Source organism: Subtercola sp. PAMC28395, from assembly GCF_018889995.1.
Lineage (GTDB): Bacteria > Actinomycetota > Actinomycetes > Actinomycetales > Microbacteriaceae > Subtercola.
In genome coordinates this window covers 692,499-707,450 of sequence record NZ_CP076547.1, presented here as the reverse complement: position 1 = coordinate 707,450, position 14,952 = coordinate 692,499, and the positions used below count along the sequence as shown (strand labels likewise).

Below are 14,952 nucleotides of genomic sequence, written 5' to 3'. Positions count from 1 at the left end.
GGTGTGCGCTGGGCGAGAACAACAGTGAATCCCACTGAATGGGAATGGCTTGGGTTGTTCACGGTCGACTGACGGTTTCGTACCGACGCTGTCAGTGCGAGCGGGCATTGGAGCGCAGAGCTGAGACCGGCAGATTCGCGATGCCGAGCTCGATTCGCCGTGCCGTGCCGATGAGGCTCGGCAGGCTTCGTTCGAGTTCGTTGGCGCGGTCGATGGGGAGCACCACGCCGAGGCCGCCGAAGATGCGGCCGTCCTTCTGGAAGAAGGGCACGGCGAGAGAACAGGAGCCGACCCGCACCTCTTCTGAGGTCTGTGCGTACCCGCGGTGGCGGATGGCCTCGAGTTCACGCCTCAGTTTCACCGGGTCCGTCTCGGTCCGGGAGGTGCGCTGTTCGAGAGGGCCGTCGAGAACGGCGTCGCGAACCCACTCCTCTTCGAACGCCAGGATCACCTTGCCCACCGCCGTCGCGTGCACCGGAAGCCGTCCGCCCACCCGCGAGGCCTGTGGCACGCGGCGGCTGCCGTAGACGCGGTCGATGTAGAGCACCTCTGCACCCTCACGGATGGCGATGTGCACGGTGTCCTGGGTGAGCCCGAACAGGTCCTGCAGGTAGGGCCGCGCAACGTCGCGCAGCTTGACGCCGGCGTGCTGCCCCAGCTCCCACAACCGAAGACCGATCTGGTAGCGACCATGGGCGTCACGCTGAACGGCGCCCCACTGCTCGAGCTCGCCGAGCATCCGGTGCGCTGTGCTTCGCGGAAGACCGGTCTGGGCGACGATGTCGGCGAGGGAGAGGGGCGTACCGGTGTGCTCGAAGGCCGCCAGAACACGCAGCGCGCGTGAGGTGACGCTCTCACCTGGACTCGCCACTCGACCTGACACTGTGTCATCGCCCCTTCGTCGTCGAAGCGCTCGTGCGCCTGTGCCCAGTATGCTCGCGCATCATGCTCACCTGCACTGAGAGCGCGCGCCGAGGGTCAGTGGCTGCGCCTCAACAGTGAGGGCCCGGAGGTCGTCGGCTAACATCGGGGCTGTGGCGACGCAGCAGCAAGACAGTGATGGTCGTACGGTGGCGTCGAAACTCTTCGCCATTCTCGATGCCTTCACCGTCGCGCCCACGACGGCATCGCTCACCTTGACGGCCATTGCCGAGCGGGCCGGCCTGCCACTCTCGACAGCGCACCGCCTCGTCGGCGAGTGGGTCTCGTGGGGTGGCCTCACGCGCACCGACGATGGGCGCTACAACCTGGGCCTTCGCCTCTGGGAACTCGGGGTGCAGGCGCCGTCGGCAAAGAACCTCCGCTCTGCGGCGCTGCCCTACCTCGAAGACCTCTTCGAGGCGACCCACGAGCACGTGCACCTCGCGATTTTCGACGGACGCGATGCTCTCTACCTCGAGAAACTCACCGGCCACGGTGCCGTACCGATCATCTCGAGGGTGGGCGCTCGGCTGCCCCTGCATTCGACAGGGGTCGGGCTCGTTCTGCTGGCATTCGCCTCGGCCGACTTCATCAACGACTACCTGGATGCCCCGCTCACTGGTTTTCTGCCCGGCACGGTGACCTCGCCCGACGTTCTGCGGCGCCGTCTCGCCGAGATCCGGGCGAGCGGCATCGCCCAGATGAGCGAGGAGATGACGCCGGGATCATCGTCGACCGCAGCGCCCGTCCGCGATCGCAGCGGGGCGGTGGTCGGGGCCGTCTCCATTGTGATCCGCACGTCGGAGTCCGCGGCCCGCGCGAACGAGGCCGTCGTGCGCGTGGCGGCACGGGGCATCAGCAGGGCCCTCGGCTTTCGCTCCACCGCCGGATGAGAGCCTCGAACCACGATCGGCCAAGCGACGAGAGTTTCCGCTGAGCGGAAGGAGCGCTCGGACGGGGTCCGCCGCAGGCGATACTGGCGATCATCCTCACCACCGTCGCTCAGGAAGAAACACTGTGCCCACACTCACTACCCGCGTCGCCATCATCGGTGCCGGCCCCGCCGGACTCCTTCTGGGCTGGTCGCTCCGGCAGGCCGGGATCGATTTCGTCATCGTCGAGAACAAGTCTCGCGAATACATTCTCGGCCGGGTGCGCGCCGGCGTTCTCGAACAGGGAGCCGTCGAAACCCTGCAGCAGCTTGGCGTCAGCGAGGGCGTCGACGCTGACGGGCTCGTGCACCACGGCATCTACCTGCAGTCGCCTGGCCTCCGCCACCACATCGACTTCAACGAACTGATCGGCCGCACGGTCACGGTGTACGGCCAACAGTCCGTCGTTCGCGACCTCGAAGCCGCGCACGATGCCGCCGGATCTGCCGTCTTCTACGAGGCAGGTGACGTCGCGGTGCACGGCATCGAGACGCGTTCACCGTCACTGACTTTCACGCACGACGGCTCGGACTACACGGTCGAGGCCGACTTCATCGTCGGTGCAGACGGGTTCCACGGCATCTCCCGCCCGGCGATTCCGAAAGACCGCCTCACGGTCTTCGACAAGACCTATCCGTTCGCCTGGCTCGGCATTCTCGCTGACGTGGCACCGTCGACAGACGAGCTCATCTACGCCCTGCACCCCGACGGTTTCGCCATGCACTCGATGCGCTCGAACTCGGTCTCGCGCCTGTACATCCAGGTCGACCCGGGTGATGACATCTCGAACTGGCCCGATTCGCGCATTTGGGATGCCCTGCACACCCGGCTCGCGATCGACGGCTGGGCGCTGAACGAGGGTCCCGTCACAGAGAAGTCGATCACCCCGATGCGCAGCTTCGTGGCGTCGACCCTCAACCACGGATCACTGTTCCTCGTCGGCGACTCCGGCCACATCGTTCCGCCGACCGGCGCCAAGGGCCTCAACTCGGCCATCTCCGACGTGACGCAGCTGAGTGCGGCTCTCGTCGCCCATTACGCCGACGACTCAGCGCTGCTGAGCTCGTACAGCGACACCGCACTGGCGCGCCAGTGGAAGGTGCAGCAGTTCTCCCAGTGGATGACCGACCTCCTGCACGTTCGCCCCGGCGCCGGTGACGAGGCGGCCTTCGACTACCGCAGCCAGCTCGGCCGACTCGACTACGTCACCCACTCGGTGTACGCCCAGCGCTCGCTGGCCGAGCAGTACACCGGCCTGCCGCTCAACTGACGCGCCCACGAACCCACACTTGACGAAGCATCACCCAGAGAAAGTCAGCCCCCCAGATGTCGGAAACACTGGCCAGCCAGAACGAAATCAATGCCGAGATGGCGGCGATCAGCTCCGAAGCTCTGGCTGCCCGCCACGACGGCGGGCAGCCAGAGCTCCACCCGCGTCGCGGCTATGCGCCGTACCGGAGCTCGGTGCTGAGACACCCCACCCACGCGCTGGTGAAGGCCGACCCTGAAGCGATCGAGCGCACCTCGCCGGCGTTCGGGCACACCGACGTCGACTGGTATGAGAGCGACCTCACCATCCAGCACAACGGCGAGCCGCTCGGCGAACGGATCATCGTCACCGGCAAGGTTCTCGACGGCGAAGGCCGGCCGGTGCGCAACCAGCTCATGGAGATCTGGCAGGCGAATTCTGCAGGCCGGTACGTGCACAAGCGCGACCAGCACCCGGCGCCACTCGACCCCAACTTCACCGGCGTCGGCCGGGTCGTCACTGGTGACGACGGCAGCTACCAGTTCACCACGATCAAACCGGGCCCCTATCCCTGGAAGAATCACCTGAACGCGTGGCGGCCCGCGCACATCCACTTCTCGCTCTTCGGCACGGCGTTCACCCAGCGACTCATCACGCAGATGTACTTTCCGGGTGACCCACTGTTCGCCCTCGACCCGATCTACCAGTCGATCGTCGACCCGGCAGCCCGTGAGCGCCTCATCTCGAGTTACGACCACGACGTCACGAAGCCGGAGTGGGCAACCGGGTATCGCTGGAACATCGTTCTGACGGGCCCGAAATCAACGTGGATGGAGCAGGATGATGACCATGAGTGAATTCGTGCAGGCGGAGTTCGTGCAGACCCCGTCGCAGACCGTGGGCCCGTTCTACGGTTTCGCCCTGCCCTATGAAGGTGGCCCCGAACTCGTCAATCCGGCTCACCCGGCGGCGATCCGGCTTCACGGCCGCGTCATCGATGGCGTAGGTGTGGGCTTGCAGGATGCCCTCGTCGAGATCTGGCAGCCCGATGAGAACGGCGAGATCAGCCGCGAACTGGGTGCCCAGGAGCCCGACGGCTACACCTTCACCGGCTTCGGCCGCGCCGCCACCACCCGCGCCGGGGACTTCACCTTCACGACAGTGACGCCGGGTTCCGTCGGGGGTGAGGCACCGTACGCGCTGGTCACGGTCTTCGCCCGCGGGCTGCTCCACCACCTCTTCACCCGCGCGTACTTCGTCGACGAGTCGGCCCTCGAGGCGCTCGCCGAGACCGACGCCGTGCTGAAAAGCGTGCCGGCCGACCGCCGGGCGACCCTGGTGGCCGTTGCAGACGGACCCCGCTCGTATCGCTTCGACATTCGCCTGCAGGGCGAGGGTGAGACGGTATTCCTGGACTTCGATGCCTGATCTGCTTGACCCCCTGGGTGCCGATGGCATGGCAGAGTCACTCGTCGGCGACGAGGCCTGGCTCCAGGCCCTCGTCGACGCCGAGGTCGCCCTCAGTCGAGCCCTGGTGACCGCAGGGCTGGCGCCCGAATGGATGCTCGGCGTCGCCGACTCCCTGGCCGACACCGCGGCTCTCGACCGCGAAGCCCTCGGCGCTGCCGGGCGATCGGGCGGTAACCCGGTCATTCCCCTGGCCAAGGCGCTCGCGGCCCGCGCAGAGACGCTCCACGCCGGCTCCTCCGACCACGTGCACGTCGGGGCCACCAGCCAGGACATCATCGACACCGCCACCATGATCATCGCGGCCACCACACTCGAGGCCACACTCGAGTCGCTCGTGGCGCTCGCGGGTTCGCTCGCTGTGCTCGCTGAAGCGCATCGGGCCACACCCCAGGCCGGCCGAACCCTCGGCCAGCATGCCTCGCCCACCACGTTCGGCTTCGTCGTCGCAGGTTGGCTCGACGCGGTGTGCACGGTCATCCTGAGCGTAATGGATGCCCGGCAGAAGCTCCCCGCTTCGCTGGCCGGCGCCGTCGGTACCCTCGGAGCGCTCACCGACGCCGCAGAGACACGTCTGCCCGGGCATCCGGCATCGACGAGTGTCGAACGCGTGGTCTCGGCCTATGCTGCAGAACTCGGGCTCGTAGCCCCGGTGATCAGCTGGCACAGTAACCGCTTGCCGATCGCCGAACTCGGGTCGGCCCTCGCAGGGGCCACGGGCGTCGTCGCCACCATCGCCCTGAACGTCGCCGAACTGTCGCGCACGGAGATCGGCGAACTGTCTGAAGGCCTGGCCGAAGGTGAAGGCGGCTCGTCGGCGATGCCGCACAAGCGCAACCCCGTCAGCTCAGTGCTCATCGTCTCGGCCGGAAAGCAGGCGCCGGGGCTGTTGTCGACCCTCTACGCGAGCCTGTTGGCCGAAGACCAGCGCGCCATCGGTGGCTGGCACGCGGAATGGCAGACTCTTCGCGAGCTCGAGCGGCTTGCGATCACGAGCACGGCCGCCGCGTCGGGGCTTCTCGCGAACCTGCGCGTCGATGGCGGCCGAATGCGCGAGAACCTCGACATCACCCACGGGCTGCTCTACTCCGAACGGGTTTCTGCCGTGTTGGCCGGAATGCTCGGCAAGACGGCGGCGTTCGCGCTGGTGAAGGGGGCTTCCGGCCATGTTTCAGCGTCGTCGCCGCTGGCCGTCGTTCTCGACGAGCAGCTGGAGGTGGCCGGGCATGGGCGCGAGGTTCGCGACACCGTGCAACGCGTTTTCAACCCCGAAGCACCAGTGGGCCAGACTGGTCCAGCGATCGATGCCGTACTCGAGCGGCACCGGAGTCTCGTCGATCAGCATCGTCTCGCCCAAACGAAGGTCTCACCATGAGTGTTCCCCTGTTGCGCTGCACCGTCCACCCCGTCGCCAGCGGTGCACCCAACGCCGAACTGCTCGTTCTCGGCCCCTCCCTCGGCACAACGACCTCGCTCTGGCAGCCACTGATTGCCGAACTGACCCAGAACTACCGCGTGCTGACCTTCGACCTGCCCGGTCACGGAGCAAGCCCGCGCCCGACGTCGCCTTTCACCATGAGTGAATTGGCCACAGGTGTGCTCGCGCTCGTCGACGCGGTCGGCGGCGGGGCGTTCCACTACGCCGGCGTTTCGATGGGCGGCGCGGTCGGACTGCAACTTGCGGTCGACCACGCCGATCGACTTCGAAGCCTTGCTGTGATCTGCTCGGGGCCGAAGATCGGCAGTGCAGAGGGATGGGATGCCCGGGCAATACAGGTACGCGCCAGCGGCACTGCCTCGCTCATCTCGTCGAGTGCCGAACGCTGGTTCGCCTCCGGCTCCCTCGAACGCAATCCTTCGTTCACCGCCCGCGCCCTGAACGAGCTTCTCGACATCGACGACGAGTCGTATGCACTGTGCTGCGGTGCCCTCGGTCAGTTCGACGTGCGTGATCGGCTTGCTGGCATAACGACACCCGCACTGTGCGTCGCTGGTGAATTCGATGTGGCGACGCCGCCAGAGCTGCTCGAGGAGCTGGCTGGGGCGATCAACGCACGGTACGTCGTCATCGGCAACGCAGGGCACCTGCCCACGCTCGAGTACCCGCATACGCTCGCTGTCGAGGTGCTCGCGCATTTGCAGGGCATTGGGCCGTGGGGCTCGGAATCGGCCGGCCGGGCATCCTCACCGACTGCGGCGCAGACCTATGACGCCGGCATGGTCGTCAGGCGTGCCGTGCTCGGCGATGCCCATGTCGATGCGGCTAACGCGAAGATCACGCCGGAGACGGCCGACTTCCAGGATTTCATCACGCGTTATGCCTGGGGGGAGATCTGGACACGCCCAGGCCTCGACCGACGCACGCGCAGCTTTCTGACCCTGGCCTGCCTCGTCACTGGCGGTCACGAGAGCGAGCTCCGGATGCACGTGCGGGCTGCGCTCACGAACGGACTGACCCGCGCAGAGATCGCCGAGGCATTGCTGCACACGGCAATCTACGCCGGGGTTCCCGCCGCGAACTCCGCACTGGCCGCGGCCCGCGAAGTATTCGCCGCGCTCGACGAGTAAGCGCGCACGCCAGTCACGCTCGGGGTGGCAGAGCTGAGTAGATTTCTGCCCAGCCGGCCTCGTGCTCTGCGGGCGTGATCGCGCCTCGACGACGAAGTTCGTCCAGAGCGTGCAACCGATCGATCGCTGCGGTGAACGATCCGATGTCGCCCAGGGACTCGATGCGCCCGCCGATCGGAACAGTGACCACCACAAGTCGTCGGACCTGCGGGCGGATGCGTCGCGTCAGGGCCTGTGCGGTCATGAGCCCGGCACCGTAGACCGAAACCGCGACAGCTGCCGCGGCCAGCGGGGGCCAGCTACTGAGGGCGAGCATGACAAAGAGTGCAACCACCGCTCCTGCGACAGGCCAGTTTCGGTGCAGTTGCAGTGCACGACGTTCGGCTGCATTCGTGCCGGGAGGGTAGACCGTCAGCCGCGTGCGGTTCCACGTGGTTCTGCCCGTCGGTGTGACATCCACCCGTCCCCAGCGATTGGGCCCCTCGCAGACTGCGACCAACCCGCGGCCGACCAGGTTTCCGAGATCTGCTGCGTGCCCATCCACGCTGGTGCGACGTTCGGTTTGATGAGATTGGGCACGGGGGTTTGCCTCACGGAATCGATCGGCACCGGGATGATCGACTCCGGTGTGTTCGGCCGGGAGAGGGCCGAGATCATCACTGCGCGCACTCGTTCGACGCCCGCGCCTGCTGAAATCTGTCATGCTCCCGTTCTACGCCGCCGCACGCCGCCGAGTGCCGATCTCTACGAAATCCTTATGCCAGAATGCCGCATCATCACAGACTCACTGCAGCACGTGAATCGTGCCCGTTGAGTTTTCGTTAGGGTTCCCGATCGGGTTCGCCGGGCGGCGTAAGACAGAGCCATGACCCTCACGCACATGATGCCGAGCCTTCGCCGCAGCATCCCGGACCCGATCAGCACCGACCTCTGGCCGGAACACACCACGGCCACAACAACAGACGTCTCGGTCGCGGGCGTGTCGATGCTCCGCCTTGCCGAAATCTGCCAGACGCCATGCATCCACACCGCGGCTGCCGTCATCCCTGGGACCCACGGTCGTCCGTCTGTCACAGATCGTGCGAGCGCCATCGTGACGGCGGTCACGGCCATCAGTCTTTCGCCAACCGGCACCCTCTGGGTACGAGTGGATGCCCGGCTCGACGACGTGCGGCCCATTCTCTCCGAGGCGCGGCTGATCGGCCGGGCATCCGTCGCACACGGTATTTCTGCGGCGTTGGTACTCCGCGAGTTGGCCGACGAGGAGCCTGGAGTGGTCGAAATACTGGCTTCGGGGCTGCCCGCGGATCTTGTGCCCGGAGACCTTCTCGTGGTGCCGTGTCGCGGCGACCTCGCGCTGAGGAACGTCCGCCCCCGGGCCTCCTACCTCGAAAGGCGGGCGATGGTCTCGAGGTAGTGAGGGAGCGAGAATCCCTCGGTCTCCGTCGCCAGTGTCGCGATGTCGACGCTAGCCTGGCGAATCTTGAGATCCGTCGCGCGGAGTTATGAAGCCCGCAGCGGGTGAGCGAAGAGCACATTCGTGCGATCCTCGAGACGTGGAGTGGGAACGTAGCGCTATTGTTTCTGAGCGGCTCAGACTGGAGCCGCTGACGATCGATCACGCGGTCGAGATGGAGGCTGTGCTTTCGAGCACCTCGCTCTACGAGTTCACGGGGGAAAACCCTCCATCGCTGGCCGAGTTACAGGAACGCTACGCCAGGCAGGTCACCGGGCGATCGGCGGACGGTTCACAATTGTGGTTCAACTGGGTCATTCGCGACCCTGGTTCGGCGAGAGCAATGGGATTCGTTCAGGCAACGGTTTCACCCAACGCGGGGGCGATGGTCGCCGAACTCGCGTGGCTCGTCGGCACCCGAGACCAGGGCAACGGGTTTGCCACGGAGGCTGCGCTCGCCGTCAGGCAGTGGCTGTCCTCGCGCGACGTTGTGTCATTTGCGGCGTCGATCCACCCGGAGCACGGGGCTTCGATGGCTGTCGCCCGGAGGCTCGGCCTGCATCGCACAGATCTCCTCTCTGGTGGTGAGGTCATCTGGCAGGGCTGACCAGCCTGTGAGCGATCGGTGCTCCTACAGCCGGGCGATGGTCTCGATGTCGTCGAGGAAGTCCGCGGCGACCTCCGCGGACACTGTGGCGCGCGTCGCCCCGATCGCCTCGAGGTAGTCGGCCGTGACCGGTCCGGTGGCAGTGGCATTCGGGCCACCCTCGTAGATCGCCTTCTCTAGGGCGCTCTGGGAGGCCTTGCGCGCCGAGTACTCGATGTCGGCGGGCGAGAATCCGTCGGTCTCTGCCACCAGGGCTGCGATGTCGACGCTTGCCTGGCCCGGAATGTACCGCTCCCAGATCGAGTGCCGGGCGGCGCTGTCGGGCAGCCCGATCGGAATCACGTAGTCGAAGCGGCCATGTCGCAGAAAGGCCGAGTCGAGAGCCCTGATGAAGTTCGTCGCACACACCAGAAGACGATCGGGCTGGTCCCTGAAGGCCGGGATGATCTTCAGCAGTTCATTCGTCACGCCCTGCAGTGCCGACGGCGGTTCGCCGCCACGCTGGGCGGCGATCTCCTCGACCTCGTCGATGAAGACCACGGCATGCTCGAGTTCGGCGATCTTGAGGAACGTCTCGCGGAGCGCACCGGCCAGGCCTTTCGGGTCGGAGGCGAGGCGCGACGGAAAGACTTCGACGAACGACCACTCCAGACGCGAGGCGATCGCGCGCGCGAACGTGGTCTTGCCGGTGCCGGGAGGGCCGAACAGCACGACGGCCCGCGGAGGCACAACTCCGAACTGCTCGGCGAGCTCGGGCTTGGCCAAGGGCATCACCAGTCGGCGCTCGAGCAGTTCCTTCTCCTGCTGCATGCCGCCGATGCCATCCCAGAGGCCCCGAGGCAGAATGCGGCCGCCGAGTTCGGCGAGCGTGCCGAGCTCTTTTCGCTGCACGGGAATCTCGCGTTCGAAGTAGCGGAGGTTCTTCTGGATCTCGAAACCCTGGTCGACGAAGGCGTCGACCCTGGTGGCCGTGTCCGGAAGGAGTGCAGACAGTTTTGAGAGGCCTCTTGGCGTCATCTGCTTCTCGAGGGCAGCGAGCAGTGAACTTCCGATGCCCTGGCCCTGCCAGCTCGCGGTGGTCGAGAGAAACACGATCCAGCCCTGGGCATGGGCTGCGCGTCCGACGGCAGCGCCGATCACGACGTCGTCGTGCACCGCGACGACAGCGTTGTCCTCCTGGCAGGAGGCGAGTACTTCGGAGAGCGCATAGACGGGTTCGACCTGTGACGCCCGCAACTCCTCCCACAGGTGGAGGATGCCGTCGACGTCGTCGGGGTGAAAATCGCGAATTCGGTACGAGACCATGGCCACATGCTATCCAGAACCGGGGTGAACGTGTCTGCGTATACATTGACCCCAAAAGACTTGCTATTTCTTCACCCTGAGGCGCATACTGGGCATGCTTGTATACATAGACGTGAGGGCGGGTGAGATGCGAGCGAGTGATCGTGCCTACGCCGTTCTCCGCGGTGAGATCGTCGAATGGCGCTTGGCCCCCGGTACCGTTCTGGCCGAAGTCGAGCAGTCGACGCGCATCGGCGTCTCACGTACCCCCCTTCGGCACGCCCTCAGCCGCCTTGTCGCCGACGGGCTGGTCGAGCCGCAGGGGGCTCGCGGCCTCGTGGTCGCGGGCGTCTCCGCAGAGAATGTCGTCTCGCTCTTCGAACTCCGCCAGGCCCTCGAACAGCAGTCTGCTGGCCTCGCGGCCCGCAGGCGCTCGGTCGAACCGTTCGCCGTACTGCAGTCGGCGCTGCGCACGGCACCGGTCATCCTCGGTGACCCGAAAGCCGACCGCCAGGAGTACTACGACATCGTCTCCCGCTTCGACCACGAGATCGACGTCGCCATCGACAGCCCGTATCTCGTCGGCGCGCTCGATGGTGTGCGCACGCACCTGGCCCGCATCCGTCGCCTGTCCAGCGACAACCCGGCCAGGCTGCTCGAAGCGGCGAAGGAGCATCTCACGATCGTCGAGGCGATCATCGACGGCGACGCGCAACTGGCAGCACACGCCACCCACGTTCACCTGCACCGCAGCCAGCAGGTCATTCTCTCCTCGCTCGCCGATGCTGTCGGCGGCCGTTCGCACCCGGCGCGGCCCGATGACCCAACGCCACCCAGCCCCCAGCCGACTTTCACTGCCCAACCAGCTTTCGATCCCCAACCAGAAGGAACACTCTCCATATGAAGACTCTTGACGTTCGGGTGCACCCGAGCTCCGAAAACCTCCCGGCAAGCGAACAACTCGCCTATTCGATCGCCCAGGTTGCGGCCGACCCGGTGGCGGTGACCGATGATGTCGTCGAAATGGTGATCAACCGCGTGATCGACAATGCGTCAGTCGCCACGGCCTCCCTCGCGCGCGGCCCGATCATCGCGGCCAGGGCCCAGGCCCAGGCACACCCCTACACGCCGGGCTCCACGGTCTTCGGGGTGGAAGGCCGTTACAGCCCCGAGTGGGCGGCGTGGGCGAACGGCGTCGCCGTGCGGGAGCTCGACTACCACGACACCTTCCTCGCGGCTGAGTACTCCCACCCGGGCGACAACATCCCGCCCATCCTCGCCGTCGCCCAGCACACCCAGAAGAGCGGTCACGACCTCGTGCGCGGCATCGCGACCGGCTACGAGATCCAGATCGACCTCGTCAAGGCGATCAGCCTGCACGCGCACAAGATCGACCACGTGGCGCATCTCGGCCCGAGCGCGGCCGCCGGAATAGGCACACTGCTCGGCCTCGACGTCGAAACGATCTTCCAGTCGATCGGCCAGGCACTTCACACCACAACGGCCACCCGCCAGTCCCGCAAGGGCGAGATCTCCACCTGGAAGGCCTACGCCCCGGCCTTCGCCGGCAAGATGGCGGTCGAGGCTGTCGATCGTGCCATGCGCGGCCAGACCAGCCCCACCCCGATCTACGAAGGCGAAGACGGCGTGATCGCGTGGATGCTCGACGGCCCAAGCGCCCAGTACGACGTGACTCTGCCCGCCCCCGGCGAGGCCAAGCGCGCCATTCTCGACAGCTACACCAAAGAGCATTCCGCTGAGTACCAGGCCCAGGCGTGGATCGACCTCGCGCGCAAGCTCCACAACCAGCACGCGGTAGCGAACGATGATGACATCGTCAGCATCGTCATCCACACCTCGCACCACACGCACTACGTGATCGGCTCGGGCGCGAACGACCCGCAGAAGTACGACCCGCTGGCGAGCCGTGAGACGCTCGACCACTCGGTGCCCTTCATCTTCGCCGTCGCCTACCAGGACGGCGAGTGGAACCACGAACGTTCCTACTCGCGGGAGCGAGCCACCCGGCCCGACACTGTCGCACTGTGGAACAAGATCACCACACAGGAAGACGCGGAGTGGACGCGTCGCTACCACTCGAACGACCCCGCTGAGAAGGCTTTCGGCGGTCGCGTCGAGATCACACTGAAAGACGGCACGCGCATCGTCGACGAGATCGCGGTCGCCGACGCACACCCGCTCGGAGCCCGGCCGTTCGAGCGTGCCGATTACATCAAGAAGTTCCGCACCCTTGCGGCTCACGCCCTCGACGAAGCAGAGATCGAGCGCTTTCTCGACGTGGCCCAGCGACTTCCCTCGCTCAGTGCGGCAGAACTCGGCGGCCTCACCGTCACGGCTCGTGCCGGATTCTTCGAGGGAATCACCGCACCGAAGGGACTCTTCTGATGTTGTATTCCGAGAAGACGCCCGCTGAGAAGAGAGCCGACTTTCGTGCGGCTCTTGCCTCGGGCACGCTGCAGAAGATGCCCGGTGCGTTCAACCCGCTGAGCGCCAGGCTCATACAAGACAAGGGTTTCGACGGCGTCTACATCTCTGGCGCGGTCATCGCGGCCGACCTGGGCCTGCCCGACATCGGCCTGACCACGCTCACCGAGGTCGCCCTTCGTGCCCGGCAGATCAGCCGCATGACCGACCTGCCGACACTCGTCGATGCCGACACGGGGTTCGGTGAACCGATGAACGTGGCCCGCACGGTCCAGGAGCTCGAAGATGCCGGCGTCTCAGGCCTGCACATCGAAGACCAGATCAACCCGAAGCGCTGTGGCCACCTCGACGGCAAGGCGGTGGTCGACACCGACACCGCGACCAAGCGCATCAACGCTGCCGTGAGCGCTCGCCGTGACCCGAATCTGCTGATCATGGCGCGCACCGACATCCGTGCCGTCGAAGGGCTCTCCGTCGCGATCGACCGGATGAAGGCACTCGTCGACGCGGGCGCCGACGCGATCTTCCCCGAGGCGATGGCCGACCTCGGCGAGTTCGAGGCGGTTCGCAAGGCGATCGACGTGCCGGTGCTTGCCAACATGACCGAGTTCGGCAAGAGTGAGCTGTTCACCACCGACGAGCTCGCCGGAGTGGGCATCAACCTCGTCATCTACCCGGTCAGCCTGCTGCGTCTTGCGATGGGTGCCGCTGAACGCGGGCTCGAAACGATCCTCGCCGAGGGCTCGCTGCAGCCCGAGGTGAAGAACATGCAGACCCGCGCGCGCCTGTATGAACTGCTCGACTACTCGGCATACAACACCTTCGACACCAGCATTTTCAACTTCCAGGTACCACAAGGCAAGGGAGCCTCATGACCGACCCACAGATCCACAAGGGCCTCGCCGGCGTCGTCGTCGACTACACCGCAGTCTCGAAGGTCAACCCCGAGACCAACTCTCTGCTCTACCGGGGTTACCCCGTGCAGGAGCTGGCAGCGAAATGTTCCTTCGAGGAGGTCGCCTATCTGCTCTGGCACGGCGAGCTCCCCGATTCGGGGCAGCTCTCCGACTTCCAGGCCGTCGAGCGTTCGTACCGGAAGCTCGATGACAACGTCAAGCGGGTCATCGACGATCTGCCGCTCACGGCTCACCCGATGGATGTGCTTCGCACCGCTGTCTCCGTCATCGGCGCGAACGACTGGGAGGCCGACGTGTCGACCCCCGAGGCCAACCTCGCCAAGTCGGTCGCCCTGCTCGGCAAGATCCCGGCGATCGTCGCCTACGACCAGCGCCGGCGTCGCCAGCAGGCGATCGTTGAGCCGAGGGATGATCTCGGGTACAGCGCGAACTTCCTCTACATGACGTTCGGCGAAGTGCCCGCCCAGGTCGTCGTCGACGCCTTCGATGTCTCGATGATCCTGTATGCCGAGCACTCGTTCAACGCCTCGACTTTCACGGCCCGCGTCGTGACGAGCACGCTCTCCGACCTGTACTCCGCTGTCGTCGCTGCCATCGGCGCTCTCAAGGGCCCCTTGCATGGTGGAGCGAACGAGGCGGTGATGCATGTCTTCGACGAGATCGGCGAGGCGGCAAAGGCCGAAGAGTGGCTGAACACTGCCCTGGCCGAGAAGCGCAAGATCATGGGCTTCGGCCACCGTGTCTACAAGAACGGCGACTCACGCGTTCCGACGATGAAGGCCGCCCTCGATACGCTCGTCGCCGAATACGATGCCCAGGATCTCGCTGCCCTCTATGACGCGCTCGAGTTGTCGATGACGTCGAAGAAGAACATCCTGCCGAACCTCGACTACCCGTCTGGCCCGGCGTACCACCTGATGGGGTTCGACACGCTCACCTTCACTCCCCTCTTCGTGGCCAGTCGGGTGACCGGCTGGACTGCCCACATCATGGAGCAACTCGCCTCGAACGCGCTGATCCGCCCCCTGAGCCTGTACAACGGGCCAGAAGAGCGGCACCTGCCCTGATCCGCTGTGCTTCACAGGCTTCCGGATGATCGACCGAGA

At 65.9% G+C, this 14,952-nt stretch carries 15 protein-coding genes; 12 read left to right on the top strand and 3 right to left on the bottom strand.

Annotation, left to right across the window (positions count from 1 at the left end):
- Nucleotides 1-91: 91 nt before the first annotated feature.
- Nucleotides 92-871: an IclR family transcriptional regulator gene (locus KPL76_RS03400; RefSeq protein ID WP_253202145.1), complete on the bottom strand. Its 780-nt coding sequence runs from the start codon at nucleotides 869-871 to the stop codon at nucleotides 92-94.
- Nucleotides 872-1,034: 163 nt separating this feature from the next.
- Here KPL76_RS03400 and KPL76_RS03395 point away from each other — a divergent pair, with 163 nt between their 5' ends.
- The 6 genes from KPL76_RS03395 to pcaC all read left to right on the top strand — a co-directional run bounded on the left by KPL76_RS03395 (nucleotide 1,035) and on the right by pcaC (nucleotide 7,137).
- Complete coding sequence (locus KPL76_RS03395) at nucleotides 1,035-1,814, top strand: IclR family transcriptional regulator (protein ID WP_216335123.1); 780 nt, start codon at nucleotides 1,035-1,037, stop codon at nucleotides 1,812-1,814.
- A gap of 124 nt (nucleotides 1,815-1,938) precedes the next feature.
- On the top strand, nucleotides 1,939-3,123 hold the full coding sequence (locus KPL76_RS03390) for a 4-hydroxybenzoate 3-monooxygenase (protein WP_216335122.1): 1,185 nt from the start codon (nucleotides 1,939-1,941) through the stop codon (nucleotides 3,121-3,123).
- A gap of 56 nt (nucleotides 3,124-3,179) precedes the next feature.
- Complete coding sequence (pcaH, locus tag KPL76_RS03385; protein ID WP_216335121.1) at nucleotides 3,180-3,959, top strand: protocatechuate 3,4-dioxygenase subunit beta; 780 nt, start codon at nucleotides 3,180-3,182, stop codon at nucleotides 3,957-3,959.
- The gene (pcaG, locus tag KPL76_RS03380) at nucleotides 3,952-4,530 is read left to right on the top strand and encodes a protocatechuate 3,4-dioxygenase subunit alpha (RefSeq protein ID WP_216335120.1); all 579 of its coding nucleotides are present in this window, start codon (nucleotides 3,952-3,954) and stop codon (nucleotides 4,528-4,530) included. Before pcaH ends, pcaG begins: the two co-directional genes overlap by 8 nt.
- The gene (locus tag KPL76_RS03375) at nucleotides 4,523-5,944 is read left to right on the top strand and encodes a lyase family protein (RefSeq protein WP_216335119.1); all 1,422 of its coding nucleotides are present in this window, start codon (nucleotides 4,523-4,525) and stop codon (nucleotides 5,942-5,944) included. Before pcaG ends, KPL76_RS03375 begins: the two co-directional genes overlap by 8 nt.
- The gene (gene pcaC / locus KPL76_RS14920; protein ID WP_216335118.1) at nucleotides 5,941-7,137 is read left to right on the top strand and encodes a 4-carboxymuconolactone decarboxylase; all 1,197 of its coding nucleotides are present in this window, start codon (nucleotides 5,941-5,943) and stop codon (nucleotides 7,135-7,137) included. The genes KPL76_RS03375 and pcaC overlap by 4 nt, the downstream gene beginning before the upstream one ends.
- A 13-nt stretch (nucleotides 7,138-7,150) precedes the next feature.
- Here pcaC and KPL76_RS03365 read toward each other — a convergent pair whose 3' ends face one another.
- Nucleotides 7,151-7,840, bottom strand: a complete 690-nt coding sequence (locus tag KPL76_RS03365) for a DUF6611 family protein (protein WP_216335117.1) — start codon at nucleotides 7,838-7,840, stop codon at nucleotides 7,151-7,153.
- Between the two features lie 162 nt (nucleotides 7,841-8,002).
- Here KPL76_RS03365 and KPL76_RS03360 point away from each other — a divergent pair, with 162 nt between their 5' ends.
- Together KPL76_RS03360 and KPL76_RS03355 are read left to right on the top strand one after the other, a co-directional pair.
- Complete coding sequence (locus KPL76_RS03360; protein ID WP_216335116.1) at nucleotides 8,003-8,554, top strand: hypothetical protein; 552 nt, start codon at nucleotides 8,003-8,005, stop codon at nucleotides 8,552-8,554.
- 139 nt (nucleotides 8,555-8,693) lie between these two features.
- Nucleotides 8,694-9,200: a GNAT family N-acetyltransferase gene (locus KPL76_RS03355; protein ID WP_253202144.1), complete on the top strand. Its 507-nt coding sequence runs from the start codon at nucleotides 8,694-8,696 to the stop codon at nucleotides 9,198-9,200.
- A gap of 24 nt (nucleotides 9,201-9,224) precedes the next feature.
- Here KPL76_RS03355 and KPL76_RS03350 read toward each other — a convergent pair whose 3' ends face one another.
- Nucleotides 9,225-10,505, bottom strand: coding sequence for an ATP-binding protein (locus KPL76_RS03350; RefSeq protein ID WP_216335114.1), 1,281 nt, complete (start codon nucleotides 10,503-10,505; stop codon nucleotides 9,225-9,227).
- Between the two features lie 94 nt (nucleotides 10,506-10,599).
- Here KPL76_RS03350 and KPL76_RS03345 point away from each other — a divergent pair, with 94 nt between their 5' ends.
- From KPL76_RS03345 to KPL76_RS03330, 4 genes are read left to right on the top strand one after another with little or no spacing between them, the layout of a single operon-like run.
- Complete coding sequence (locus tag KPL76_RS03345; protein WP_253202143.1) at nucleotides 10,600-11,388, top strand: GntR family transcriptional regulator; 789 nt, start codon at nucleotides 10,600-10,602, stop codon at nucleotides 11,386-11,388.
- Nucleotides 11,385-12,890: an MmgE/PrpD family protein gene (locus KPL76_RS03340; RefSeq protein ID WP_216335113.1), complete on the top strand. Its 1,506-nt coding sequence runs from the start codon at nucleotides 11,385-11,387 to the stop codon at nucleotides 12,888-12,890. The genes KPL76_RS03345 and KPL76_RS03340 overlap by 4 nt, the downstream gene beginning before the upstream one ends.
- Nucleotides 12,890-13,804: a methylisocitrate lyase gene (prpB, locus tag KPL76_RS03335; RefSeq protein WP_216335112.1), complete on the top strand. Its 915-nt coding sequence runs from the start codon at nucleotides 12,890-12,892 to the stop codon at nucleotides 13,802-13,804. Before KPL76_RS03340 ends, prpB begins: the two co-directional genes overlap by 1 nt.
- The gene (locus tag KPL76_RS03330) at nucleotides 13,801-14,913 is read left to right on the top strand and encodes a bifunctional 2-methylcitrate synthase/citrate synthase (RefSeq protein WP_216335111.1); all 1,113 of its coding nucleotides are present in this window, start codon (nucleotides 13,801-13,803) and stop codon (nucleotides 14,911-14,913) included. Before prpB ends, KPL76_RS03330 begins: the two co-directional genes overlap by 4 nt.
- Nucleotides 14,914-14,952: the final 39 nt, after the last annotated feature.

Bases quoted from the DNA above. Each gene is read 5' to 3' on its own strand.
- pcaH (WP_216335121.1), top strand. From the start codon at position 3,180: ATGTCGGAAACACTGGCCAGCCAGAACGAAATCAATGCCGAGATGGCG.
- pcaG (WP_216335120.1), top strand. From the start codon at position 3,952: ATGAGTGAATTCGTGCAGGCGGAGTTCGTGCAGACCCCGTCGCAGACC.
- KPL76_RS03375 (WP_216335119.1), top strand. From the start codon at position 4,523: ATGCCTGATCTGCTTGACCCCCTGGGTGCCGATGGCATGGCAGAGTCA.
- pcaC (WP_216335118.1), top strand. From the start codon at position 5,941: ATGAGTGTTCCCCTGTTGCGCTGCACCGTCCACCCCGTCGCCAGCGGT.
- KPL76_RS03365 (WP_216335117.1), bottom strand. From the start codon at position 7,840: ATGACAGATTTCAGCAGGCGCGGGCGTCGAACGAGTGCGCGCAGTGAT.
- KPL76_RS03360 (WP_216335116.1), top strand. From the start codon at position 8,003: ATGACCCTCACGCACATGATGCCGAGCCTTCGCCGCAGCATCCCGGAC.
- KPL76_RS03350 (WP_216335114.1), bottom strand. From the start codon at position 10,505: ATGGTCTCGTACCGAATTCGCGATTTTCACCCCGACGACGTCGACGGC.
- KPL76_RS03345 (WP_253202143.1), top strand. From the start codon at position 10,600: ATGCTTGTATACATAGACGTGAGGGCGGGTGAGATGCGAGCGAGTGAT.
- KPL76_RS03340 (WP_216335113.1), top strand. From the start codon at position 11,385: ATGAAGACTCTTGACGTTCGGGTGCACCCGAGCTCCGAAAACCTCCCG.
- prpB (WP_216335112.1), top strand. From the start codon at position 12,890: ATGTTGTATTCCGAGAAGACGCCCGCTGAGAAGAGAGCCGACTTTCGT.
- KPL76_RS03330 (WP_216335111.1), top strand. From the start codon at position 13,801: ATGACCGACCCACAGATCCACAAGGGCCTCGCCGGCGTCGTCGTCGAC.